Origin of the sequence: Mycobacterium gordonae (genome assembly GCF_001417955.2) — a bacterium.
Classification (GTDB): Bacteria; Actinomycetota; Actinomycetes; order Mycobacteriales; family Mycobacteriaceae; genus Mycobacterium; species Mycobacterium gordonae_B.
The window spans coordinates 435190-455117 of record NZ_LKTM01000001.1 but is presented as its reverse complement, the minus strand read 5'-3'; the positions used below and the strand labels follow the sequence as shown (position 1 = coordinate 455117).

The 19928-nt window shown below is 66.1% G+C and carries 19 protein-coding genes and 1 pseudogene; 11 read left to right on the top strand and 9 right to left on the bottom strand.

Translation table 11 applies throughout. The annotated features are described in order from the left end of the window. Positions 1-729 (bottom strand): DUF222 domain-containing protein (locus AO501_RS02160; RefSeq protein ID WP_156452253.1); only part of this gene is annotated, 729 nt, incomplete at its 3' end. An 84-nt stretch (positions 730-813) separates the two neighbouring features. Between AO501_RS02160 and AO501_RS02155 the strand changes: the two genes are divergently transcribed. Next, entirely contained in the window at positions 814-1485 is a 672-nt protein-coding gene (locus AO501_RS02155; RefSeq protein WP_055576106.1) for a DUF427 domain-containing protein, read from the top strand. Here the strand turns inward: AO501_RS02155 and AO501_RS02150 are convergent. From AO501_RS02150 to AO501_RS02140, 3 genes are read right to left on the bottom strand one after another with little or no spacing between them, the layout of a single operon-like run. Then, positions 1461-2621 (bottom strand): acyl-CoA dehydrogenase family protein, encoded by a 1161-nt coding sequence (locus tag AO501_RS02150; protein WP_055576105.1) that lies wholly within the window; start codon positions 2619-2621, stop codon positions 1461-1463. The two genes, AO501_RS02155 and AO501_RS02150, sit on opposite strands and share 25 nt — an antisense overlap. Further along, on the bottom strand, positions 2622-3542 hold the full coding sequence (locus AO501_RS02145) for an LLM class F420-dependent oxidoreductase (protein ID WP_055576104.1): 921 nt from the start codon (positions 3540-3542) through the stop codon (positions 2622-2624). 5 nt (positions 3543-3547) lie between these two features. Further along, on the bottom strand, positions 3548-4438 hold the full coding sequence (locus tag AO501_RS02140) for an acyl-CoA thioesterase (protein WP_082658319.1): 891 nt from the start codon (positions 4436-4438) through the stop codon (positions 3548-3550). An 86-nt stretch (positions 4439-4524) separates the two neighbouring features. Here AO501_RS02140 and AO501_RS02135 point away from each other — a divergent pair, with 86 nt between their 5' ends. The 3 genes from AO501_RS02135 to AO501_RS02125 are packed head-to-tail and all read left to right on the top strand — an operon-like array spanning position 4525 to position 6813. Further along, positions 4525-5388, top strand: coding sequence for an SMP-30/gluconolactonase/LRE family protein (locus tag AO501_RS02135; protein ID WP_055576103.1), 864 nt, complete (start codon positions 4525-4527; stop codon positions 5386-5388). A gap of 13 nt (positions 5389-5401) precedes the next feature. Beyond that, positions 5402-6265 carry a thioesterase family protein gene (locus tag AO501_RS02130; protein ID WP_055576167.1) on the top strand — a complete coding sequence of 288 codons (864 nt, stop codon included), beginning with the start codon at positions 5402-5404 and terminating at the stop codon, positions 6263-6265. Then, positions 6262-6813, top strand: coding sequence for a TetR/AcrR family transcriptional regulator (locus tag AO501_RS02125; RefSeq protein WP_055576102.1), 552 nt, complete (start codon positions 6262-6264; stop codon positions 6811-6813). Before AO501_RS02130 ends, AO501_RS02125 begins: the two co-directional genes overlap by 4 nt. Here the strand turns inward: AO501_RS02125 and AO501_RS02120 are convergent. From AO501_RS02120 to AO501_RS02110, 3 genes are read right to left on the bottom strand one after another with little or no spacing between them, the layout of a single operon-like run. Next, positions 6803-8158: an FAD-binding oxidoreductase gene (locus AO501_RS02120; RefSeq protein ID WP_055576101.1), complete on the bottom strand. Its 1356-nt coding sequence runs from the start codon at positions 8156-8158 to the stop codon at positions 6803-6805. The genes AO501_RS02125 and AO501_RS02120 overlap by 11 nt on opposite strands. A gap of 2 nt (positions 8159-8160) precedes the next feature. Next, on the bottom strand, positions 8161-8910 hold the full coding sequence (locus AO501_RS02115; protein WP_055576100.1) for a glucose 1-dehydrogenase: 750 nt from the start codon (positions 8908-8910) through the stop codon (positions 8161-8163). An 18-nt stretch (positions 8911-8928) separates the two neighbouring features. Beyond that, positions 8929-10029: a hypothetical protein gene (locus tag AO501_RS02110; RefSeq protein WP_055576099.1), complete on the bottom strand. Its 1101-nt coding sequence runs from the start codon at positions 10027-10029 to the stop codon at positions 8929-8931. 88 nt (positions 10030-10117) lie between these two features. Between AO501_RS02110 and AO501_RS02105 the strand changes: the two genes are divergently transcribed. Together AO501_RS02105 and AO501_RS02100 are read left to right on the top strand one after the other, a co-directional pair. Next, positions 10118-11014: an alpha/beta hydrolase gene (locus tag AO501_RS02105; RefSeq protein WP_055576098.1), complete on the top strand. Its 897-nt coding sequence runs from the start codon at positions 10118-10120 to the stop codon at positions 11012-11014. Between the two features lie 122 nt (positions 11015-11136). After that, positions 11137-12588 (top strand): PE family protein, encoded by a 1452-nt coding sequence (locus tag AO501_RS02100; protein WP_055576097.1) that lies wholly within the window; start codon positions 11137-11139, stop codon positions 12586-12588. 4 nt (positions 12589-12592) lie between these two features. Here AO501_RS02100 and AO501_RS02095 read toward each other — a convergent pair whose 3' ends face one another. Further along, the gene (locus tag AO501_RS02095; protein ID WP_055576096.1) at positions 12593-13216 is read right to left on the bottom strand and encodes a TetR/AcrR family transcriptional regulator; all 624 of its coding nucleotides are present in this window, start codon (positions 13214-13216) and stop codon (positions 12593-12595) included. 173 nt (positions 13217-13389) lie between these two features. Here AO501_RS02095 and AO501_RS36765 point away from each other — a divergent pair, with 173 nt between their 5' ends. Next, the gene (locus AO501_RS36765) at positions 13390-13518 is read left to right on the top strand and encodes a hypothetical protein (protein WP_197419735.1); all 129 of its coding nucleotides are present in this window, start codon (positions 13390-13392) and stop codon (positions 13516-13518) included. A gap of 7 nt (positions 13519-13525) precedes the next feature. On the opposite strand, the gene AO501_RS02090 is transcribed toward AO501_RS36765, so the two are convergent. Then, positions 13526-13978 (bottom strand): DUF1348 family protein, encoded by a 453-nt coding sequence (locus tag AO501_RS02090; RefSeq protein WP_055576095.1) that lies wholly within the window; start codon positions 13976-13978, stop codon positions 13526-13528. Positions 13979-14104: 126 nt separating this feature from the next. On the opposite strand from AO501_RS02090, the gene AO501_RS02085 reads away from it, so the two are divergent. The 4 genes and pseudogenes from AO501_RS02085 (at position 14105) to AO501_RS02070 (ending at position 19904) form a co-directional block, all read left to right on the top strand. After that, entirely contained in the window at positions 14105-15325 is a 1221-nt protein-coding gene (locus tag AO501_RS02085; RefSeq protein ID WP_156452266.1) for an acyl-CoA dehydrogenase family protein, read from the top strand. Next, positions 15318-16160, top strand: a complete 843-nt coding sequence (locus tag AO501_RS02080) for a tyrosine-protein phosphatase (RefSeq protein WP_055576093.1) — start codon at positions 15318-15320, stop codon at positions 16158-16160. Before AO501_RS02085 ends, AO501_RS02080 begins: the two co-directional genes overlap by 8 nt. Positions 16161-16229: 69 nt before the next feature. Beyond that, positions 16230-17882, top strand: coding sequence for a PE family protein (locus tag AO501_RS02075; protein ID WP_055576092.1), 1653 nt, complete (start codon positions 16230-16232; stop codon positions 17880-17882). A gap of 349 nt (positions 17883-18231) precedes the next feature. Beyond that, positions 18232-19904: pseudogene (locus tag AO501_RS02070) on the top strand (PE family protein). The last annotated feature ends 24 nt before the right edge of the window (positions 19905-19928 follow it).

The window sequence follows — 19928 nt, the reverse complement described above, 5'->3', positions numbered from 1 at the left end:
CGGGGTGGTGGCGGGGGTGGCGGTGATGCGTTCGAAGGCGGTGTCGGCCATGACTTGTCCGCGGGAGCGGCCGTCGACGGTGGTGTCGGCGGTGCGGCGTAGCGCGGCGTAGACCCCGACGCCCTGGGCGACGGGCAGCAGGATGCTGACCCAGGTCATGGTGTCCGGCGCCGGGCGGATGGTGACGGTGCGGTCGGCGGGGGCTTGGGCGGCCCGCTCGACGACGGCGCGGGCGTTCAGGCGGTAGGCGATCTTTTGGGCCGCGGCGGTGATCCGTGTGTCACCCAGGCCCGCCAGCGTGTCCATCTCGGCGCACAGTTCGCGGTCCAGCGTGCGGCGGTCCTCGACGTCCAGGCAGGCCGATTCCCGCACGATCAGGGTGGCGCGCCATTCGCTGAGCGCGCCGTGTTCCAGCGCGGCCAGGGTGTGGGGCATCTCGTGCACCAAGGCTTTGGCGAATCCGAGGTGCCGGCCCCCGCGGGCGGGGGAATCGCGGCGCGCCAGGGCGACCTCGCTGGCCACCCCGCGGCCCCGCTTGCCCGCCGGCACTCCCGCGGCCGATTCCGCGGCACGCCGGGCGGCATCCAGGGCGGCCGCCGCCCGCGCCTGCCCCGCAGCCGCCGCGGATTTCACCTGCTCCAACTCGGTGATGCGCGCGACCAGTTCGGCTTCGGTGGCACCCGGGTCCACCTGCGAGAATCCCAGTAGATCGAACACATGTTCGAGCATACCTGAACCTACTGACTCATACTTTGTGGCAGGGTCGCGACTTGTGGACAACTGCGTCCCGCCACCCGCCGTTACCCTTTGATAATGAGCCTGGTAGCCGGACGCGGCCCACTCAGCAGCAATCCCGCCGGACGATTCACTCCCCCTATCCCCGAGAGCGTCGTCTACATCGAGCCGCATCCGCGTCGGATTCAGGCCACACGTAACGGACACACCGTGATCGACACCGAACGGGCGCTGATGGTGCACCGGCAGAACAAACCGCTCAGCTACGCCTTCCCAGAAGACGTAATCACCGGGCTCCCAACCGAACCCGAACCAGACGCACCAGGCTTCGTTCGCGTGGCCTGGGACGCGGTGGACACCTGGTTCGAGGAAGGTCGTGAGCTCGTTCACTACCCGCCCAACCCCTACCACCGCGTCGACTGCAGGCCGACCAACAGAAGGCTCCGGGTGTCAATCAGCGACACCCAGCTGGTCCATACCGACGACACCCTGATTCTCTTCGAAACCGCGCTTGAACCAAGGCTTTACGTCCATCCGAGACATGTACGCACCGATCTGCTCAGGCAGACCGAGACCGCAAGTTACTGCAACTACAAAGGATATGCGACGTATTGGTCGGCGGTCATGGGCAACACCGTCATCGAGGACGTCGCCTGGACCTACCCCGACCCTTACCCCGAAAGTCAGCCCATAGCAGGGTTTTTCAGCTTCGACGCCGCAAGGGCTCAAGTCGAGGCCGAGCTGCCGTAACTGGGCCGACCCAACCGCAACTCGTGCTGGGCGATCATGTTCCGGAACACCTCGAGGCTGCCGCCGTAGATTCCCATCGGCAGGGCCAACCGGAAGAGATGCTCCGCCGAGCCGTCGTCGGCGGACCCCTCGGCGTCCGTCGGCAGGGCCGCTGCCGGCCCCAGCATGTCCATCAGGTCCCCTGAAATGTCACGCATGGTCTGCCCGATCGCGACGCGGCCGAACATTCCCGGGCTGGACAACGCCGCCTCCATCCGCGCGAAACTGCGCCCCAGCCGATACTGCACGGACGCGTCTTCAACATCTGCCAACGCGGCCACCCGGTCGACCGCCTCGGCCATCACCAGGCCGTGCCCGGCCATCGCGGCGACGTCCTGCAACCCCTCGGCATCCCGTTCGGTCAACCCGTGCTCGGAGTCCAGTGCGGCCCGCATCACCGTCCAGCCGGCGTTGACCTCACCGATCCGGTACAGGTCGTCGACCCGGACGTTGCTGTAGAACACGATGTTGGTGCGGTCGCCGTCCAGGGTGCGGATGCCCCGGATCTCGATACCCGGTGAATCCAGCGGCACCAGAAACATGGTCAGGTTTCGGTGTTTCGGCCCCTGCGGGTCGGTGTTGGTCAGCAGGAAGACGTACTTCGCATTCTGCGCGTTTGACGTGAACATCTTGGAGCCACTGATAACCCAGCCGTCTGCCTCCCGTACCGCACGCGTCTTGCAGGTCGCGACGTCGGAGCCGCCTTCGGGTTCGGTGTAGCCCAGACACAACCGCACCTCCCCCGACAACACACCCGGCAACACCATCTGCACGAGCTCGGGCGCCGCGAACTGCTCCACGAGCTGGGCGACGACGGACGTGGTGCCCCAGTGGTACCACGGCGTGTGAGCCCGGGCGATTTCCAGGTTGAAAATCCGCCGACGGACGGCGCTGAACCCTCCCTCGGATTCCGGTTTCCAATCCGAGGCCAGATAACCGGCCTCACCCAACGCCAAATGGACTCGCTCATCGAAGTTCTCGCCGAACTCTCGGTTCCGCCGACGCACGTCATCCGTGACGTGTTCGGTGACGAACGCGCGCGTCTGGTCATGAAATGCCCGATCCTCGTCGGACAGCGGTACCACAGAGAAGTCCACTCAAATCACATCGATCACCAGAGACCCGAACCGGTCCATCACTTCGAGCGCGTGCGCCAGACTGTCGCCGGGAAGGTGCGCCGACACCCATGTAATACCCAGTGCGGCAAGCTTTTCCAGCCCGTCCAGGTATGCGTCGGCATTGAAGTCGTCGCTGGCCGGGTTCCCGCCCTCGAAATTACTGAAGGTGATATCGATCGCCGACCAGTCCTTGCCCGCCGCGTCGCACCGCCGCCGCAGATCGTCGATCCCGGTGGCCAGCGACTCGATCGAATCGATGACGGCGGTTCCCGCAGTGCGCGCCAGTCCTGCCGGAGCGGGGAACGGGCACCACCCATCCCCGTATTGCGCGACCCGTTGGCGAGCCATACCGGTATTGCCGCCGATCCAGATGGGCGGATGCGGCCGGCTTACCGGCAACGGGTGCGCGGTGATCCCCCGCGCGGTGAAGTGCTGCCCCTCGAAGGAGATGTCGTCGGACGTCCAGATGGCCCGGATCGCCTGCAGGGCTTCCTCGAACAATTCCGCACGCTTGTCGTAGTCGACGCCCAGGGCGGCGAACTCCCGACGCAGATAGCCCACCCCCACGGCAAGCGTGAACCGGCCACCGGACAACAGATCCAGGGTGGCGCCGGATTTGGCCACCACGAACGGGTTTCGGTAGGGCAGCACCACGATGTTCGGAATCAGCCGAAGCTCGGACGTCTGCGCCGCCGCAAAGCCCAGGGCCACAAAAGGATCCAGCGCGTCGTGGCCACCCGCTTCCAGCCAGCGCTGCGACGGAGCCGGATGATCGGTGAACCCGAACCCGTGGAATCCGGCCTTCTCGGCCGCGGCCGCCACCGTCGCGATGCCGTCGCCGCTCACCAGTTCCGGGTTGTACGGATGACTGTGCATCGGGTGAGTGATGGTGAAGCGCATGGGAATCAGAATCTGGCCGCAGCGCCGATCGACGTGTCACTGGTGCGCAGCGGGCGGATCAGCGCCTCCTGCGCGAAGGAACACAGCAGATCGCCGTCCTCGGTGTGAATGGTGCCGCGCACGTAGGACATTCCCGCACCGACCTGCGTGCTCTCGTGGCTGTAGAGCAGCCAGTCGTCCCAACGCACCGGTTCGTGGAATGACACGAAGATCGACATCGGCGCGGTCGACACCGTCAGGTGCGCCTGGGCGGTGCCGATGCCCGGATGCGCCCGCATTGTCGTCGAAATACCAAGGTGCCCAGTGAAATACGCGATCAATGCCTTGGCCAGATCGTCCCGCTCGGGAATGGGGTCGTAATGCAGCCACGCATACAACTCCGGCGGGCCGACCTCATCAGGACTGTTCACATCGACCACGTCGACCAGGCGGAGTTCGCGGCCGGCCATCGGCATCTCGACAGCGTTGGCGTCTGCGGGCGCCGCGACATCGGGCCGGGTCAGGTGGTGGCGGATGACGTCGCCGGTCGGAACGTCGGTGAGCACCGTGACACTCACGCACCGCTTGCCGTTCTGCAGCACCGAGATGATCGCCGTCGCGGTGGAGCGTCCCTCGTTCAGCACATCGAGCACGAGTTCGATCGGTGGCCCCACCATGACAGCGCGGGCGAAGACAGCGTGCGCCGAACGCACGGACTTGCCCTCGAACCGGTTCGCCGCGGCCACAATCGCCTGAGCGACAACCTGGGTGCCTTCCACCACCTGCCGGCCGTCCTGACCCGCCAGTCCGGTCTCGGCGATGAACCGGTCGGGGCCGTCGGGCCGCACCTCGAAGAGATCCAGCAGGCTCTCCACCGACCACTGGACCTGTTCAGACTCTGTCGTCAACGCGCTCACCCCTTGTTCCGGCAGCTCACGGCCCAGCGTGACATTTTGAGCAATAATTGTAAAGCTTGCCGGCCAGCCGGCGCGCGTTGACAGCGATGCCCACGGTGCATGACACTTTGGCAGTGATTTGTAAAGGCACGCCGGCGCCGACACCGCTCGCCGACGGCTTTTGCTTCGGAGAGGGTCCGCGCTGGTTCGAGGGCTTGCTCTGGTTCTCCGACATGCTCGGCGCTGCCGTTCACACCTGCGACTGGCGCGGCTCGCTCACCACCCTGCCGCTGCCGGGCCACTCCCCTTCCGGACTGGGTTTCCGGCCCGACGGGTCACTGCTCATCGTCTCCACCGAAGAAAAGCAGGTTCTCCGGTACGACGGCGAGACGGTGGCGCCGGTCGCCGACCTGTCGGACCTCGCGCCGGCCAGCCTCGGCGACATGGTCATCGACGACCTCGGGCGGGCCTACATCGGCTCCCAGGCGGTCGAAGGCGGCATCATCGTCCGGCTCGACACCGACGACAGCGCGACCGTCGTGGCAACAGATCTCGACTTCCCCAACGGGATGGTCATCACTGAAGACCGGGGCACGCTCATCGTCGCCGAATCGATCGGCCGCCGGTTGACGGCATACTCGATCACCGAAGACGGCGGGCTCACCGATCGCCGGCTCTTCGCCGACAACCTCGACGGCCCACCGGACGGCATCGCACTGGACGCCCGCGGTGGCGTGTGGGTGGCGATGACGCTGGCTCATCAGTTCGAGCGGATCACCGAAGGTGGCGAGGTGACGGACCGGATCGACCTCGGTGACCGGGTCGCCATCGCGTGCGCGCTCGGCGGACCGGAGCGGCGCACGCTGTTCTTGCTGACGAGCACCGATGCTTATCCCAGGCGACTGGTGGGCACCCGGCTGGCCAGGCTGGACGCGGTGCAGGTGGACATTCCGGGCGCCGGCCTGCCCTGACTTGAGGGGGATGATGACCGACTCGTACTACGAGCTGATCGACAGCGCCGACGCGCAGGGCGAGAAGTTCCGGGCCACCGATCTGGCCCGCGGCACCTGGTCGTCCTCGATACAGCACGGCGCGCCGGTATCGGCGCTGCTGACGCGGGCGCTGGAACGATGCGAGCGGCGCGACGACACCAGGCTGAGCCGGGTGGTGATCGACCTGCTCGGCGCGGTCCCGGTTGAAGGGGATCTGTGGGTCCGTTCCAGGCTGGAACGCGGTGGCAAGCAGATCGAGTTGGTCACCGCCGAGATGCTGGCTCCCGGCCCCGACGGCGCGCCGCGGCCGGTGGCCCGGGCCAGCGGTTGGAGGTTGCAGCAGGTCGACACCGCGGCCGTGGCGCATGCGCCAATGCCGCTGCCCCGCCCGGTGTCCGAGGCGCGCGACCGCAACCTGGCCGCGAAAAACTGGGACCGCAACTACGTGCACAGTTTGGAATGGCTGTGGCTGACCGTGCCGATGACGCCGGGCCCGGGTGAGTCCTGGATCAGGCCGATCGCGGACCTCGTCGCCGGTGAGACCATGACGCCGCTGGAGCGGTTGTTCGCGGTGGCCGACTGCGCCAACGGCATCGGCAGCAAGCTGGACATCACCAAGTTCACCTTCGTGAACACGGATTTGGCCGTACACGTGTTCCGGGTCCCCGAGGGGGAATGGACCGGCATCCGCGCGGAAACCAGCTACGGGCCGGACGGCATCGGAACGACGATCGGGACGCTGTTCGACGAACACGGCGCGGTCGGCGCAATCCAGCAATCGGTGCTGGTACGCCCCAGGCCGCCAAAGCCAAACCCAAAACCAAACCCAAAACCATTGGGAGAGAACAAGTCATGAGCCAGCCATCGCCGGTGAGCGAAAGCGTCGAGAACGACACTTCGACCCGTCAGCGGATCCTCGCGGCCACCGCGGAGGTGCTGGCCCGCAGCGGCAAGACCAAACTCAGCCTGTCCGAGGTCTCGACACAGGCCGGGGTGTCGCGCCCCACGCTCTACCGCTGGTTCGCATCCAAAGAGGAGTTGATGTCCGCCTTCTCCCGCTACGAGCGGGACAATTTCGAGAAGGGACTGGCGAAGGCGACCGCGGGACTCAAAGGCGTCGAAAGGCTGGACGCCGCATTGCGATTCATCGTCGACTATCAGTACTCGTACTCCGGGGTGCGGATGGTCGACATCGAACCCGAGCACGTCATCCCGATGATGTCCGGTGTCATCCCGGAGATGCGGGAGGGCTTACAACGGCTCCTGCCGGGACCGAACGCCGCGGTGAAAGCGGCGACAGCGATCCGAATCGCGATCTCGCACTACGTCGTTCGCAGTGACGACGCCGATCAGTTCCTGGCTCAGTTGCGTCACGCCGTCGGCATCAAGGGGCCTACCGACTGAACAGCACCGCCGCGTTGAGGTAGCCGGTCGGGTCCAGCGCCGCCTTGACGACGCGCATCGCGGCGATGTCGGCGGGTTCCCGTGACATGCCCAGGTAAGACCTCTTCACAGTGCCGACGCCGTGTTCGGAACTGACATTCCCCCCACACCCGGCGATCAGCTCCATCATCGCCGCATACAGGGCCGGCTCCTGCCCGGAGGGCACGCGCAACACGTTCAGGTGCAGGTTGCCCTCCCCGACGTGGCCGAACAGCACCGGCAGCGCTTCCGGCACCCGGTTTCCGATCAACGCGACCGCGTCGCGGGCAAAATCACCGATGGCCGACAACGGCAGCGACACATCGAATTTCAACGGCGGACCGTACACCCCCAGCACCTCGGTCAGCGCTTCGCGGAGCCGCCACAAACGTTGTTGCGCAACCGTATCCACGCCCACCGCCGGCTCGCCGCATCGTCCCACCCGGTCCAACAGGCCGGCCAGCTGCTCGGTCTGGTCATGATCGGCCGCCAGCTCCACGAGCAGCAACCAGTCGCCGTCGACCGGCGCCCCGACCCCCAGCTGGTCGCGGGTCAATGCCACTCCCCGGGCATCGATCAGTTCCAGCGCCGCGATCCCGTCCACCTCGGCGAACACCCGGCCCGCCTCGACCAGCGCCGCCAGGTCGCCGAACCCGCACAGGGCGGTCACCCGGTACGGGGGAACCGGGTGCAATCGCAGGTCGAGTGCGGTGATGACGCCCAGGGTGCCTTCCGCGCCGACGAACAGCGACGGCAGGTCGTAGCCGGTGTTGTCGCTGCGTACCCGGCTGTGCCGGCGCAGCACCGAGCCGTCGGGCAGCGCCACGTCCAGACCGACGACCTGCTCGCGCATGTTGCCGTAGCGGACCGTGCGCAGGCCGCCGGCGTTTGTAGAGGCCATGCCGCCCACGGTCGCGGAGTCGCGCGCGGCCAGGTCGACGCCGAATATCAGGCCCGCCGCCCCGGCCGCCGCCTGGACGGCCGCGAGGGTGGCTCCCGCGCCCGCCACCACCCGCCGCTCAACCACGTCGACATCGCCTACAGCAGAAAGCCTTTCAGTGGACAGCAGCACGTCGTCGCGCTCGGGAACGGTGCCCGCGACCAGGGAGGTGCGACCGCCCTGCACGGTGACGTGGACGCCGGCGTCGCGGCACACCCGCAACACCCCGGCCACCTCGTCAGCCGAGCCCGGCCGCACCAGCGCGCTGGCCTTGCCGCGATACCGGCCGGTGTGGTCGACGCTGCGGCCGGCCAATATGTCAGGGTCGGTGACGACGTGGTTTGAGCCCACCACCTCGGTCAGAAGGGCGGCCAGGCTCGACAGCATGCTCAGAACTGCTTGTGCGGCACGTCGGTCACCAGCCCGCCGTCCATGATGAACTCGCTGCCGGTGGCGTAGGAGGCTTCGTCGCTGGCCAGGAACACCACGAATGTTGCGACTTCGCGCGCCTCGGCCGGCCGGCCCAACGGGATGGTGACCATGTCCTCGGGCAGGTGCGCGGTCATCGGGGTGCGGATGAAGCCGGGGTGCACCGAGTTCACCCGGATGTTCACCGGTGCGAGTTCCAGCGCCGCGGATTTGGTGATGCCGCGCACGGCCCACTTGGAAGCGACGTAGGGATGCACCATCGGCGCTCCCCGGATCCCTTCGATCGAGGAGATATTGATGATGGAACCGCCGCCGGCCTCGGTCATCGGGTCGACCACCGAGCGCATACCCAGGAAGGTGCCGGTCAGGTTGACGTCGAGCACCTGCTGCCACTTGTCCATCCGGAACTCGCGCAGCGGCCCGGCAGCGACGATGCCGGCATTGTTGACCAGCACGTCGAGCTTGCCGAATTCGCCGGTGGCCGTGGCGACCGCGGCCTCCCACTGGTCGAGTTGCGTGACGTCGAGATGGACGTAGCGTGCCGCCTCACCAAGTTCAGCGACCAGCGCATTGCCCTCGTCGTCACGGACGTCGCCGATCACCACCTTCGCGCCTTCTTCGACCAGCAGCCGCGCGTCCTCGGCGCCCATTCCGCGGGCGCCGCCGCTGATCAACGCGACCTTGCCCTCGACCCGTCCCGGTCGTTCCATCGCTGCAAGTCCTTTCGTTTAGGTGACCACCAGATCGGTGGGCGTGAACAGACCTTTTCCGGTGACCAGCGGCAGGTCCAGCGTGCTCCTGATGCCCGGCGGCGCCGAGATCACGTCCGGAATCGAATTGACGATGCGGCCCGCGGCCCCGGCGATGGCCGCATGGTTGTGGTCGCCCTTGCGGCTGCTCGGCACGATGTCCACCGCGTAGGACGGCTCCCCGGTGATCTCTACGCGATACGAGCCGGTGCCGGCCGCGGGCTGGGCCAAGTCGGGGCGCAGATCGGGACGCAATCGGGTGATGTGCTCGATGACGATCGCCGGACGGCCCTTGACCATGCCGCGGATCTCGAACTGCAGCACCGCCAGGGTGCCCTTGGCCACCCGGCCGACCGCGATGTCGAAATCCTCCGGAGCCGGCTCACGCTGGTAGGACTCGGTGATCTCGTCGACCTCGATGCCCAGGCCGGCCGCCAGCTGCCGGATCGCCGTTCCCCAGGCGATGCTGAGCACGCCCGGCTGCAGCAGCATCGGAATCTCGTCCAATGGCCGCGCGAAGCCCATGTAGTGCATAACCTCGGCGCCGTTGTAACTCGCGTAGTCGTGAATCTCCATGCACCGCACCGCTTCGACGCGCTGGCAGGTGCCGGCGAGTGCGAACGGGATCAGGTCGTTGATGAACCCGGGGTCGACGCCGGTGATGAAAATGCTCGAATTACCTTGCTGCGCAGTCTTTTCCACCCGTGCGATGTACTTGTCCGGCATCACGCCCCACGGGTACTGCAGCAGTCCCGGCGAGGACCCGACGACATTGACACCGGCAGCCAGGATCCGCATCACGTCGGCCATCGCGTCCGGCAACCGGGTGTCGCCCATCGCGCAGTAGACGACGCACTCGGGTTGGGTGGCCAGTAGCGCATCGAGGTCGCCGACCGCGGTGACTCCGGTCGTCACGCCCGAATCCAGGCCCACGCCGCACAATTCGCCGGCGTCGCGTCCAACTTTCTCCGGGGTCGACACGCATACGCCGGTGAGTTCGTACGCCGGGTTGGTGATGAGCTGGGCAAGGGCCAGCCCGCCGACATTTCCGGTGCCCACGTGGGCGACGCGAATCGCCATGAGTGTCCTTCCGTCCCCACAACGCTGTAGCTTTTCTAGACAGTAGTCCATAATTTTTCGGGGCTCTCGGCGGCACTATTGTTGCGCTATGCCGCAGCGCGAAGACGTCTCGTTCATTTCCGGTCGCGACCGGATCAGCGCCTGGCTGTACCGGCCCGAGGCGGACGGCCCGGCACCGGTGGTGGTGATGGCACACGGACTGGGCGCGGTGCGCACGATGCGACTCGATGCCTACGCCGAGCGGTTCCGTGCGGCGGGTTACGCCTGCCTGGTGTTCGACTACCGCAACTTCGGCGACAGCGAGGGGCAGCCGCGTCAGCTGCTCGACATCGACATGCAACTCGCCGACTGGGCGGCGGCCGTTGCCTACGCGCGCACCCTGCCCGGCCTGGACGCCAGCCGAATCGCGTTGTGGGGCACCTCTTTCGGTGGCGGCCACGTGATCGAGTCGGCGGCCCGCCTGCCGGGCATCGCCGCGGCGGTGGCACAGTGCCCGTTCACCGACGGCCTGGCGTCCATCGGGGCGATCAACCCGGTGACCGCCACCCGCGTCACCGCGCTGGCGGTGCGCGACCTGTTGGGTGCCCGCCGCGGCAAGCCGCCGGTAATGATCCCGACCGCGGGCATGCCGGGCGAGGTCGCACTGATGACGGCACCCGACGCCTATCCCGGCTATCTCAAACTGGTGCCCGAGGGTGTGGAGCTGCGCAACGAAGTCGCGGCGCGGATCGGACTGAAAGTGCTTCTCTACCGGCCGGGTCGCAGCGCTGCGAAAATCTCCTGCCCGATTCTGTTCTGTGTGTGCCAAACCGATTCGGTGGCACCGGCGGGTCCCACATTGCGTTATGCGGCCAAGGCACCGCGGGGCGAAATCAAGACCTACCCCGAGGGCCATTTCGCCATTTACGTCGACGACGCTTTCGAGCGCGTTGTGACCGACCAGATCGCTTTTCTCGACAAACACCTGCAGACCGCCGGCAATTAACCGCCGAAACGCCGGAATTCCCGGGCGCACAGTTCTAGTCTCTGGTTGATACCTAATACCCGCGGTTGCGGGTAGTGCGTGCCGGACCGGGATGGGGGCCGGTCGACGGGAAGGACGGGGAGATGTCGTACCTGCTCACTGCCCCCGAGGCGCTCGCCGCGGCGGCGACCGATGTCAACGGGATCGCCGCCTCGATTCATGCCGCCAACGCCGCCGCCGCAGGCCGGACGTCCGGCTTGCTGGCCGCCGCCGGTGACGAAGTCTCGGCCGCGGTGGCGAACCTGTTCAATGCCTACGGCGACGAATATCAGGCCGTCGTCAGGCAGGCTTCGTTGTTCCAGAGCGACTTCACCCGGGCCCTGTCGAACGCCGCGAGCGCCTACACCCAGGCGGAGGCGCTGAACGGCGCGCTGCTCAACGGAGCCCAGTCACTGCTCGCACAGCCCCCGACGGCCGCTTCCGCCGCGGCGACCCTGGCAAACCCGATCACCGCGCTGATCATGGGCGGCACCAACGACCCGATACCGAACGCGAAGTACCTCACCAACGTCTTCAACCGGTACATCAAGCCGCTCTACCCGGGGGCCATTCCCAGCGTGCTGCCCACGCCGGAGCAGTTCTGGCCGGTCACCCCGGCTCTGGGCGACATGACATACACCCAATCGGTCGCCAAGGGTGTGTCCATCCTCAGCAACGCGGTCAACGCTCAGCTCGCCCTGGTCCCGAGCCATGACGTCATCACCTTCGGCTACTCGCAGAGCGCCTCGATCGTCAACAACTACATCGTCCAACTCATGGCGAACGGCTCGCCGCATGTCGGCGACCTGTCCTTCATCCTGGCCGCGGCGGGTAACAACCCCAACGGCGGTCTGCTGTCCCGCTTCCCCGGTTTCTACCTGCCGATACTGGACGTGCCCTTCAACGGTGCACTGCCAGCCGGCAATCCCTACGAGACCTACGTCTACACCGCGCAGTACGACGGCATCGCTCACGTTCCGCAGTACCCGCTGAACGTGCTCGCCGACATCAACGCGCTGATGGGCTATTTCTACGTACACGGGAGCTACCCGTTGATTTCGGGCACGGATTTCTCCCACGCGGTGCAATTACCGACGTCGCCGGGATACACCGGAAACACGCAGTACTACATGTTCCTCACGCAGGACCTGCCGCTGGTGCAGCCCATCCGCGACATCCCCTACGCCGGACCGGTGCTTGCCGACCTCATCCAGCCGCCGCTGCGGGTGATGGTCGACCTCGGCTACAACTACGGCTATGCCGATCTGCCCACCCCGGCCGGGCTGATCAACATTCCCAACCCGTTCACCGTCGCCTACTACCTCGGTCAGGGACTGCTCCAGGCGCCCTACGGCGCCGCGGTGGAAATAGGCGTCCAGGCCGGCCTCTGGGGACCGGAGTACTTCCCGGACGCGTACCCGTGGGTTCCCTCGACCAATCCCGGACTGAATTTCTACTTCGGCCCGCAATTCAGCCAGACGCCGGTGACCGCGCTGTCCGTGCTCAGCGGCGTCCTGGGCGATGTGCTGCACATCATCCCGCCGATCTTCAACTGACCCGTCAGGGACCCAGCGGAGCGGTGGTGCGGATCGCCTCATCGCGAATCAGCCCACGCAGCAGCGCGGTGCTGAACTCGGCCGCGATCTCCTTGGCCGAGCGCCGACCACTGGGCCGTAGCCACCGGTAGCTGCCCAGCGTCATTCCGATGTAGCCCAGCGCCAGCACGTGCGAGTCGCACTCGTAGAACTCGCCGCTGGCGATCCCGCGGTCGATCAGGCCGTGCACGTGCTCGTAGACCTGAGCTTCCTTCTCCCGGACTTCGGCCACCTGTTCGGAGGTGAACCACTCGGTGATGTAGGGCTGTTCCTGGAAGTACACGGCGGCGCGTTCGGGATTGCCGGCGATACCGGTCAGCAGGCGGACGGTGTACTGATACAGCGCTTCGCGCGCGGTCCAGGACGGGTCGTCGTGGACCGCGGCCAGCGTTCCCTCGGCGGCCTGACGGTAGATGTCGAAGAGGATCAGCGCTTTGCTCGCGTAATAGTGGTAGACCGTGGCCTTGTTCAGCCCGATCACGTCGGCGACGTCGTCCATCCGGGTCCCGTGATAGCCGCGGGCGGCGAACAGCTTGGTGGCGACCGCCAGCAACTCCTCACGGCGGGTCAGGCCACTTCCGGATGCCATCTCTACTCACCCTCGTCACTGCGGGTGGGGGCGCGGACGACCCCCCACCTGACTGATTATCAATCAACTAGTTGGACAGTTTAGGCAGGACCGCGCCTGTCGCACCGACGCGGATAGGACTAGACTCGCGAAACAGACGCAATGGGGGAGTCGATCGGCAGTCGAGAGGTGGAGTGATGGACCCGAGTCCTGACTACGACGGAAGCGACGAGATCGAGTTTTTCTTCAGCTATCTCACCTGGGGCCTGCGCGGCGTGGAGTCCGGAAACGGATATCCGCCGCCCAGCTACCCGCCGGTCTGAGAACGGATCACCACAGCGGGAAGTCCGCGCCGTGCTCGGACTCGAGGCGGGGCCCGAACAGCCTGCGGTCGGATTCATTGATCGCGACATCGTTGATGCTGGCTTCGCGGCGCGCCATCAGCCCGTCCGCGCTGAATTCCCAGAGCTCGTTGCCGTAGCTGCGGAACCACTGGCCACTCGGGTCGTGGCACTCGTACTGAAAGCGCACCGCAATCCGGTTGTCGGTGAAGGTCCACAGACCTTTGCGTAGCGAGTAGTCGAGTTCGCGTTGCCACTTGCGGGTCAGGAAGGCAACGATCTCGGCCCGGCCGACGATGTGCTCGCCGCGGTTCCGCCACTGCGAGTCGACCGTGTAGGCCAGGCTCACCCGCTCGGGATCACAGGTGTTCCACGCGTCTTCGGCGGCCTGAACTTTCTGCAGCGCTGTCTCGAGGCTGAACGGCGGAAGCGGGGGGCGCATAACACAACACCATAGTCCCCGCGAGCAGACACAAAATCGCACAAATCCGTGCTCTTGCATGCGATTCTGCGTCTGCTCGCGGGGGGTGGTGACAGGTGTCCTATCGTGGCGGTCATGGACTTCGCAATGTCGGCCAAAGCCAGCGATTACCACAAACGACTGTCCGACTTCATGACCGAACACGTCTTTCCGGCAGAGGCCGACTATGACAAGTACCGCCACGAAGCCGGGCCCGGCGACTTCACGGTCCCGCCGGTCATCGAAGACCTGAAGGTCAAGGCAAGGGAACGCGGCCTGTGGAACCTGTTCCTGCCGGCCGAGTCCGGTCTGACCAACCTGGAGTATGCGCCGCTGGCCGAACTGACCGGCTGGAGTCTCGAGATCGCTCCGGAGGCGCTCAACTGCGCGGCCCCGGACACCGGGAACATGGAGACCCTGCACCTGTTCGCCACCGAACCCCAGCGCAAGCAGTGGCTCGAGCCGCTGCTGAACGGGGAGATCCGCAGCGCGTTCTCGATGACCGAGCCCGCGGTCGCCAGCAGCGACGCGCGCAACATCGAAACCTCGATCGTGCGCGACGGCGCCGACTACGTGATCAACGGCCGCAAATGGTGGACGTCGGGCGCGGCGGATCCACGCTGCAAGATCCTCATCGTCATGGGCCGCACCAATCCCGACGCGGCCAGCCACCAGCAGCAGTCCATGATCCTGGTGCCGATGGACACCCCGGGAGTGACGGTCGTGCGCTCCACACCGGTGTTCGGCTGGCAGGACCAGCACGGCCACTGCGAGATCGTCTACGACAACGTGCGGGTGCCGGCCACCAACCTGCTCGGCGAGGAGGGCACCGGCTTCGCCATCGCTCAGGCACGACTCGGGCCGGGCCGCATCCACCACTGCATGCGCGCCCTCGGCGGAGCCGAACGCGCGCTCGCGCTGATGGTCGCCCGGGCCAACAACCGCATCGCGTTCGGCCGCCCGCTCGCCGACCAGGGACTTGTGCAACACGCGGTTGCCAAGTCCCGCAACGAGATCGACCAAGCCAGGCTGCTGTGCGAGAAGGCGGCGTGGACCATCGACAAACACGGCAACAAGGCCGCGCATCTGCTGGTCTCGCAAATCAAGGCGGTAGCACCGCAGGTGGCATGTGACGTCATCGACCGCGCGATCCAGGTACACGGCGCCGCCGGCGTCAGCGACGACACGGTGTTGGCCCGGCTCTACGGCTGGCACCGCGCGATGCGTATCTTCGACGGCCCCGACGAGGTGCACCTGCGGACCATCGCGCGCACCGAGCTGGGCCGCGAGCAGTCAGCCCTGGCCGCGGCGGTCACCAGTCATGGCTGAGACATCCCGGGAACTGCCCGGGGCGTGGAACTTTCGCGATGTCGCCGATCAGACGGCGGCACTTCGGCCCGGACGGCTGTTCCGATCCAGTGAGCTGAGCGGACTGGACGACGACGGCCGGGAGGTGTTGCGCCGGTTGGGCATCACCGACGTCGCCGACCTGCGCTCGACCCGCGAGGTCAGCCGGCGCGGCCCGGGTCGGGTGCCCGACGGCGTCGACATCCACCTGTTGCCCTTCCCGGACCTCGCCGACGACCAGCCCGCTGCCGATGACCCCGACAACAATGAAGCCCCGCACGAAAGTGCGTTCAGGCGGTTGATGACCGAAGGCGACGCCGACGAGTCCGACGAGGCGATTGAAGCCAACGCGGTCCGCTACATGACCGAGGAGTACCGCGAATTCCCCACTCGCAACGGGGCCCAACGCGCGGTACGCCGGGTCTTCACGTTGCTGGCCGCCGGCCGCCCGGTGCTCACCCACTGTTTCGCCGGCAAGGACCGTACCGGATTCGTGGTCGCGACAGTCCTGGAAGCGGCCGGGCTGGACCGCGACCTCATCGTCGCCGACTACCTGCGCAGCAACGAAGCCGTACCGCAGCTTCGCCACCAGATCGCCGAGATGATCGCGCAGCGCTCCGACGTCGAGCTGACCCCCGAGGTGGTCACCTTCACCAAGGCGCGGCTGTCCGACGGAGTTCTCGGTGTCCGCGCCGAATACCTCTGGGCGGCATGGCAAACGATCGACGAGTCGTTCGGATCGCTGGACGCCTACCTGCGCGACGCCGGCATCACCGGGACGGATGTGAACCGGTTGCGAGAGGCTCTGTTGGGCTGATCCGGGCCAGGTTCTATGAGTCGGGCCAAAGGCCAGACATCGTGGCGCAACCGCTCTACCCTCACCAGGGTGTCTTACGTATTCGCGCAGCCGCCGGCATTGGCAGCCGCCGCGACGGAATTGTCCGGGCTCGGCACGGCGATCGGTGAGGCTGCCGCGGCCGCGGCAGCTCCCACGACCACGCTGATGACCGCGGCGGCCGACGAGGTGTCGACGGCGGTCGCCGACTTCTTCGGTGGGTTCGGCCGGGAATTCCAATCGATGAGCGCCAAGCTCGGGCCGCTGTACCAGGGTCTGATTCAGAACCTGAACTCCACGATCGACTACTACGTCAACGCCGAGGCGATCAACACGGCCCAGCTTCGGCGGAGCGTGACGGGCGGGCTCTTCCAACCGACCGCGCCGCCCGTCCTGCCGCCGGTGTTCAACGACAATATCGCAATTGCCATGGGCGGCACCGGAACTCCGATTCCCGGGCCGACCTACCTCGATGCTGTCAATAAACTCTTCATCCAGCCCAATGCGATGGGCGCGGTTCTGACATCGCTGGTCACTCCCGAGCAGCTGTATCCGATCACCGGCGTGCGGTCGTTGATCTTCGCCTCCTCGGTGCAACAGGGCCTGCAGATCCTCGACACCGCGGTCTGGGATCAGATCCACGCCGGCAACCACGTCACCGTTTTCGGCTACTCGCAGAGTGCGGTCATCTCGTCGCTGCTGATGGGGCATTACGCTTCGCTGGGACCCAATGCCCCGCTCCCCAGTCAGCTCAGTTTCATCCTCACCGGCAACGAGATGAACCCCAACGGGGGCATACTGGCCCGCATCCCCGGCCTGGACATCTCGACCGTGGGTCTGCCGTTCTACGGCGCGATGCCCAATACCCCTTATCCCACAACGACTTACACGCTCCAGTACGACGGCTTCGCCGACTTCCCCCGCTACCCGCTCAACATCCTGTCGGACATCAACGCCGTCTTCGGCATCATCACGGTCCACACCACTTACGCGGACCTCACGCCGGCCCAGATCGACGCGGCCACGCAGTTGCCGACCACCGGCGCGACGAGCAACAGGTGGTTCATCATCGATCACCCGAATCTTCCGCTGCTGGACCCGGTGCGCGCCATCCCCGTCATCGGCGAACCCCTTGCGGCGCTGGTACAGCCGAACCTGAAGGTGATCGTGAACCTCGGCTACGGCGACCCCAACTACGGATACTCGACGGGCTACGCCGACGTGCCTACGCCGTTCGGGCTGTTCCCGGAAGTCCCGCCGGGCGTCGTCGCGGACGCTCTGGTCCGGGGGACCCAGCAGGGCATCAACGACTTCCTCGCCATCGCACCGCACGCGCTGACCACGGCCCCGGTAATTCAACCGCCCGGGTTCCCGCCACTCATTCAGGCTTACGCACCACCGACGCCGCCGGTCCTACCGCCGACGCCGGTCAACATCGCCAACACGTTCGCATCGGTGGTCTCCACCGGCTACTCGGTGCTGCTCCCGACGGCAGACCTGCTCACCGCGTTTGCCACCACCATGCCCGCGTACGACTTCACGCTGTTCGTGAGCCAGCTCGCCCAGGGCAACCTCAGGGCCGCAATCGAACTTCCGCTCGCCGCCACCGCCGGGCTGGCCGCGCTGGGCGGCATGATCGAGTTCATCGCGGTGGTGGAGGCCGCCGCGGACATCGCTCAGGACCTGCAGAGCATCGGCTTGTAGCCGGACTCGGCCTTCGACGTGTTGGTCGATCTATTCCCTTGCGCCAGTTCCGAAGTCGCACACACCGCACCGGTCGGTGCGGCCCCGATCGAGGGACCCGCCGTCGGCCCGGTCGCTATTGGACGCAGAACCTTTGGCTTCCCAGCGGAATTCCCGCACGGTGGGCCAGAACGTCGCAAATCCGCGGGAAGCGTTAGTCGTCGAATTCCAATAATTCTCAAATGTATTGCGGCATGCGCTATTAGGCGATTGTCAAAGAACGGGAACTCCTGACAGGCATAGCGTCGGCGTCATACCCTGACTTCGGGAACTGACCGTCTTTTCGGTCACAGGGGGATGGGGTGGGCAAATGACGTCTATGTTGGTACAGCCGGAGATCATCACATCGGTCGCCACGGACATCGAGAGCATCGGTTCAACGGTGCGGGCGGCAGGCGCGGCCGCGGCCGCACCGACCTCGGGCCTCCTGGCCGCCGCCGCGGACGAGGTATCCGCGGCCGTCGCGAATTTCTTCGGCACGCACGGCCAGGAATTTCAGGCGGTGATCGGCCAGGTGGAGGCGTACACGCGCAGTTCCAGCAGAGCCTCGCAGCTGCGGCGAATGCCTACGTCCACACCGAGACCGCAGCCGCCGCCGCCCTGCAAGGGGCCCTGGGTCTGCCCGCCGCCGCGGCGTTCACACCCCCACCGCCGGCGTTCCCGGTCACCAATCCGCCCTTCAGCACATTTCCGACCGCGGTGTTCATCGGCCCCACCGGGGTGCCGATACCGCCGCCGGAATACGCCACTCTGGCGAATCTCCTTTACGTGCATGCGAACAACCCGAACCAGGCCCTGCCGATCCTCTACACGCCCGAAGAGTTGTACCCGATCACCGGCGTCAAAAGCCTGACGCTGAACCAATCGGTATCCGAGGGGCTGACGATCCTGGGCAACTACATCCAGAATCAAATAACAAACGGCCCGGTGACCGTTTTCGGCTACTCGCAGAGCGCGATCATCTCCTCGCTGTACATGCAACAGCTTGCGGCGCAGGGTTTCCCGATCTCGCCGGCGGATCTCAACTTTGTCCTGGTCGGCAACGAGATGAACCCCAACGGCGGCATGCTGGCCCGCTTCCCGAACCTGACCCTGCCGACGCTGGGTCTCGACTTCTACGGAGCGACACCGTCGAACACGCCCTACGACGTGGCCATCTACACCCAGGAGTACGACGGCTTCGCCGACTTCCCGCGGTATCCGCTCAACTTCATCTCCGACCTCAACGCGGTGGTGGGTATCGCCACGGTGCACACGAAATACCTGAGTCTGACTGCCGCCCAAGTCAATAGCGCCGTTCAACTACCCACTTCGCCCGGCTATTACGAGAACGGCGGCAAGACCTACTACTACATGATTCCCACCGAGGAACTACCGCTGCTCATGCCGCTACGCGCGATACCGGTGATCGGGAACCCGCTCGCCGCCCTGATCGAACCCAACCTGGAAGTGATCGTCAATCTCGGTTACGGCGACCCCAACTACGGTTATTCGACCAGCTACGCCGACGTGCAGACCCCGTTCGGCCTCTTCCCGGAAGTCAGTCCCAGCACCCTCATCGACGCTTTCGCCAACGGAACCCGCCAGGGGATCCAGGACTTCCACACCGAACTGCAGGCCCTGGCCACGCAGCCGATCGAGTTCCCGACATTCACGCCCCCGCAGCCCGCCGACCTCATTGCCACGTTGTCGAACCTGCCGTCACCGGAGAAGATCGTGAACACCGCCGCCACGGTCATCTCGACCGACTACGCCGTGCTGCTCCCAGCCGCCGATACGGCGCTGGCCTTTGCGACCTCGCTGCCCCTCTACGACTCCCAGCTCTTCCTGGAGCAACTGGTGCAGGGCAACATCGTCAACGCGATCGGATATCCCATCGCCGCCGATGTCGGTCTGGTGACAATTGCCGGCATCGTCCAGTTCCTGGTCATCTCGAAGGCGATCTCACAGAACATCAGCGACATCCGGGCACTCATTCCGTAGTCTCGGCGCTCCCCGATAGCGCCA

Coding starts and splice junctions, on each gene's coding strand:
- AO501_RS02080 (WP_055576093.1), top strand. CDS start 15,318: ATGGCTGAGACATCCCGGGAACTGCCCGGGGCGTGGAACTTTCGCGAT.
- AO501_RS02090 (WP_055576095.1), bottom strand. CDS start 13,978: ATGCGCCCCCCGCTTCCGCCGTTCAGCCTCGAGACAGCGCTGCAGAAA.
- AO501_RS02145 (WP_055576104.1), bottom strand. CDS start 3,542: ATGCGCTTCACCATCACTCACCCGATGCACAGTCATCCGTACAACCCG.
- AO501_RS02095 (WP_055576096.1), bottom strand. CDS start 13,216: ATGGCATCCGGAAGTGGCCTGACCCGCCGTGAGGAGTTGCTGGCGGTC.
- AO501_RS02125 (WP_055576102.1), top strand. CDS start 6,262: ATGAGCCAGCCATCGCCGGTGAGCGAAAGCGTCGAGAACGACACTTCG.
- AO501_RS02135 (WP_055576103.1), top strand. CDS start 4,525: ATGCCCACGGTGCATGACACTTTGGCAGTGATTTGTAAAGGCACGCCG.
- AO501_RS02155 (WP_055576106.1), top strand. CDS start 814: ATGAGCCTGGTAGCCGGACGCGGCCCACTCAGCAGCAATCCCGCCGGA.
- AO501_RS02120 (WP_055576101.1), bottom strand. CDS start 8,158: ATGCTGTCGAGCCTGGCCGCCCTTCTGACCGAGGTGGTGGGCTCAAAC.
- AO501_RS02110 (WP_055576099.1), bottom strand. CDS start 10,029: ATGGCGATTCGCGTCGCCCACGTGGGCACCGGAAATGTCGGCGGGCTG.
- AO501_RS02100 (WP_055576097.1), top strand. CDS start 11,137: ATGTCGTACCTGCTCACTGCCCCCGAGGCGCTCGCCGCGGCGGCGACC.
- AO501_RS02130 (WP_055576167.1), top strand. CDS start 5,402: ATGACCGACTCGTACTACGAGCTGATCGACAGCGCCGACGCGCAGGGC.
- AO501_RS02085 (WP_156452266.1), top strand. CDS start 14,105: ATGTCGGCCAAAGCCAGCGATTACCACAAACGACTGTCCGACTTCATG.
- AO501_RS02105 (WP_055576098.1), top strand. CDS start 10,118: ATGCCGCAGCGCGAAGACGTCTCGTTCATTTCCGGTCGCGACCGGATC.
- AO501_RS02115 (WP_055576100.1), bottom strand. CDS start 8,910: ATGGAACGACCGGGACGGGTCGAGGGCAAGGTCGCGTTGATCAGCGGC.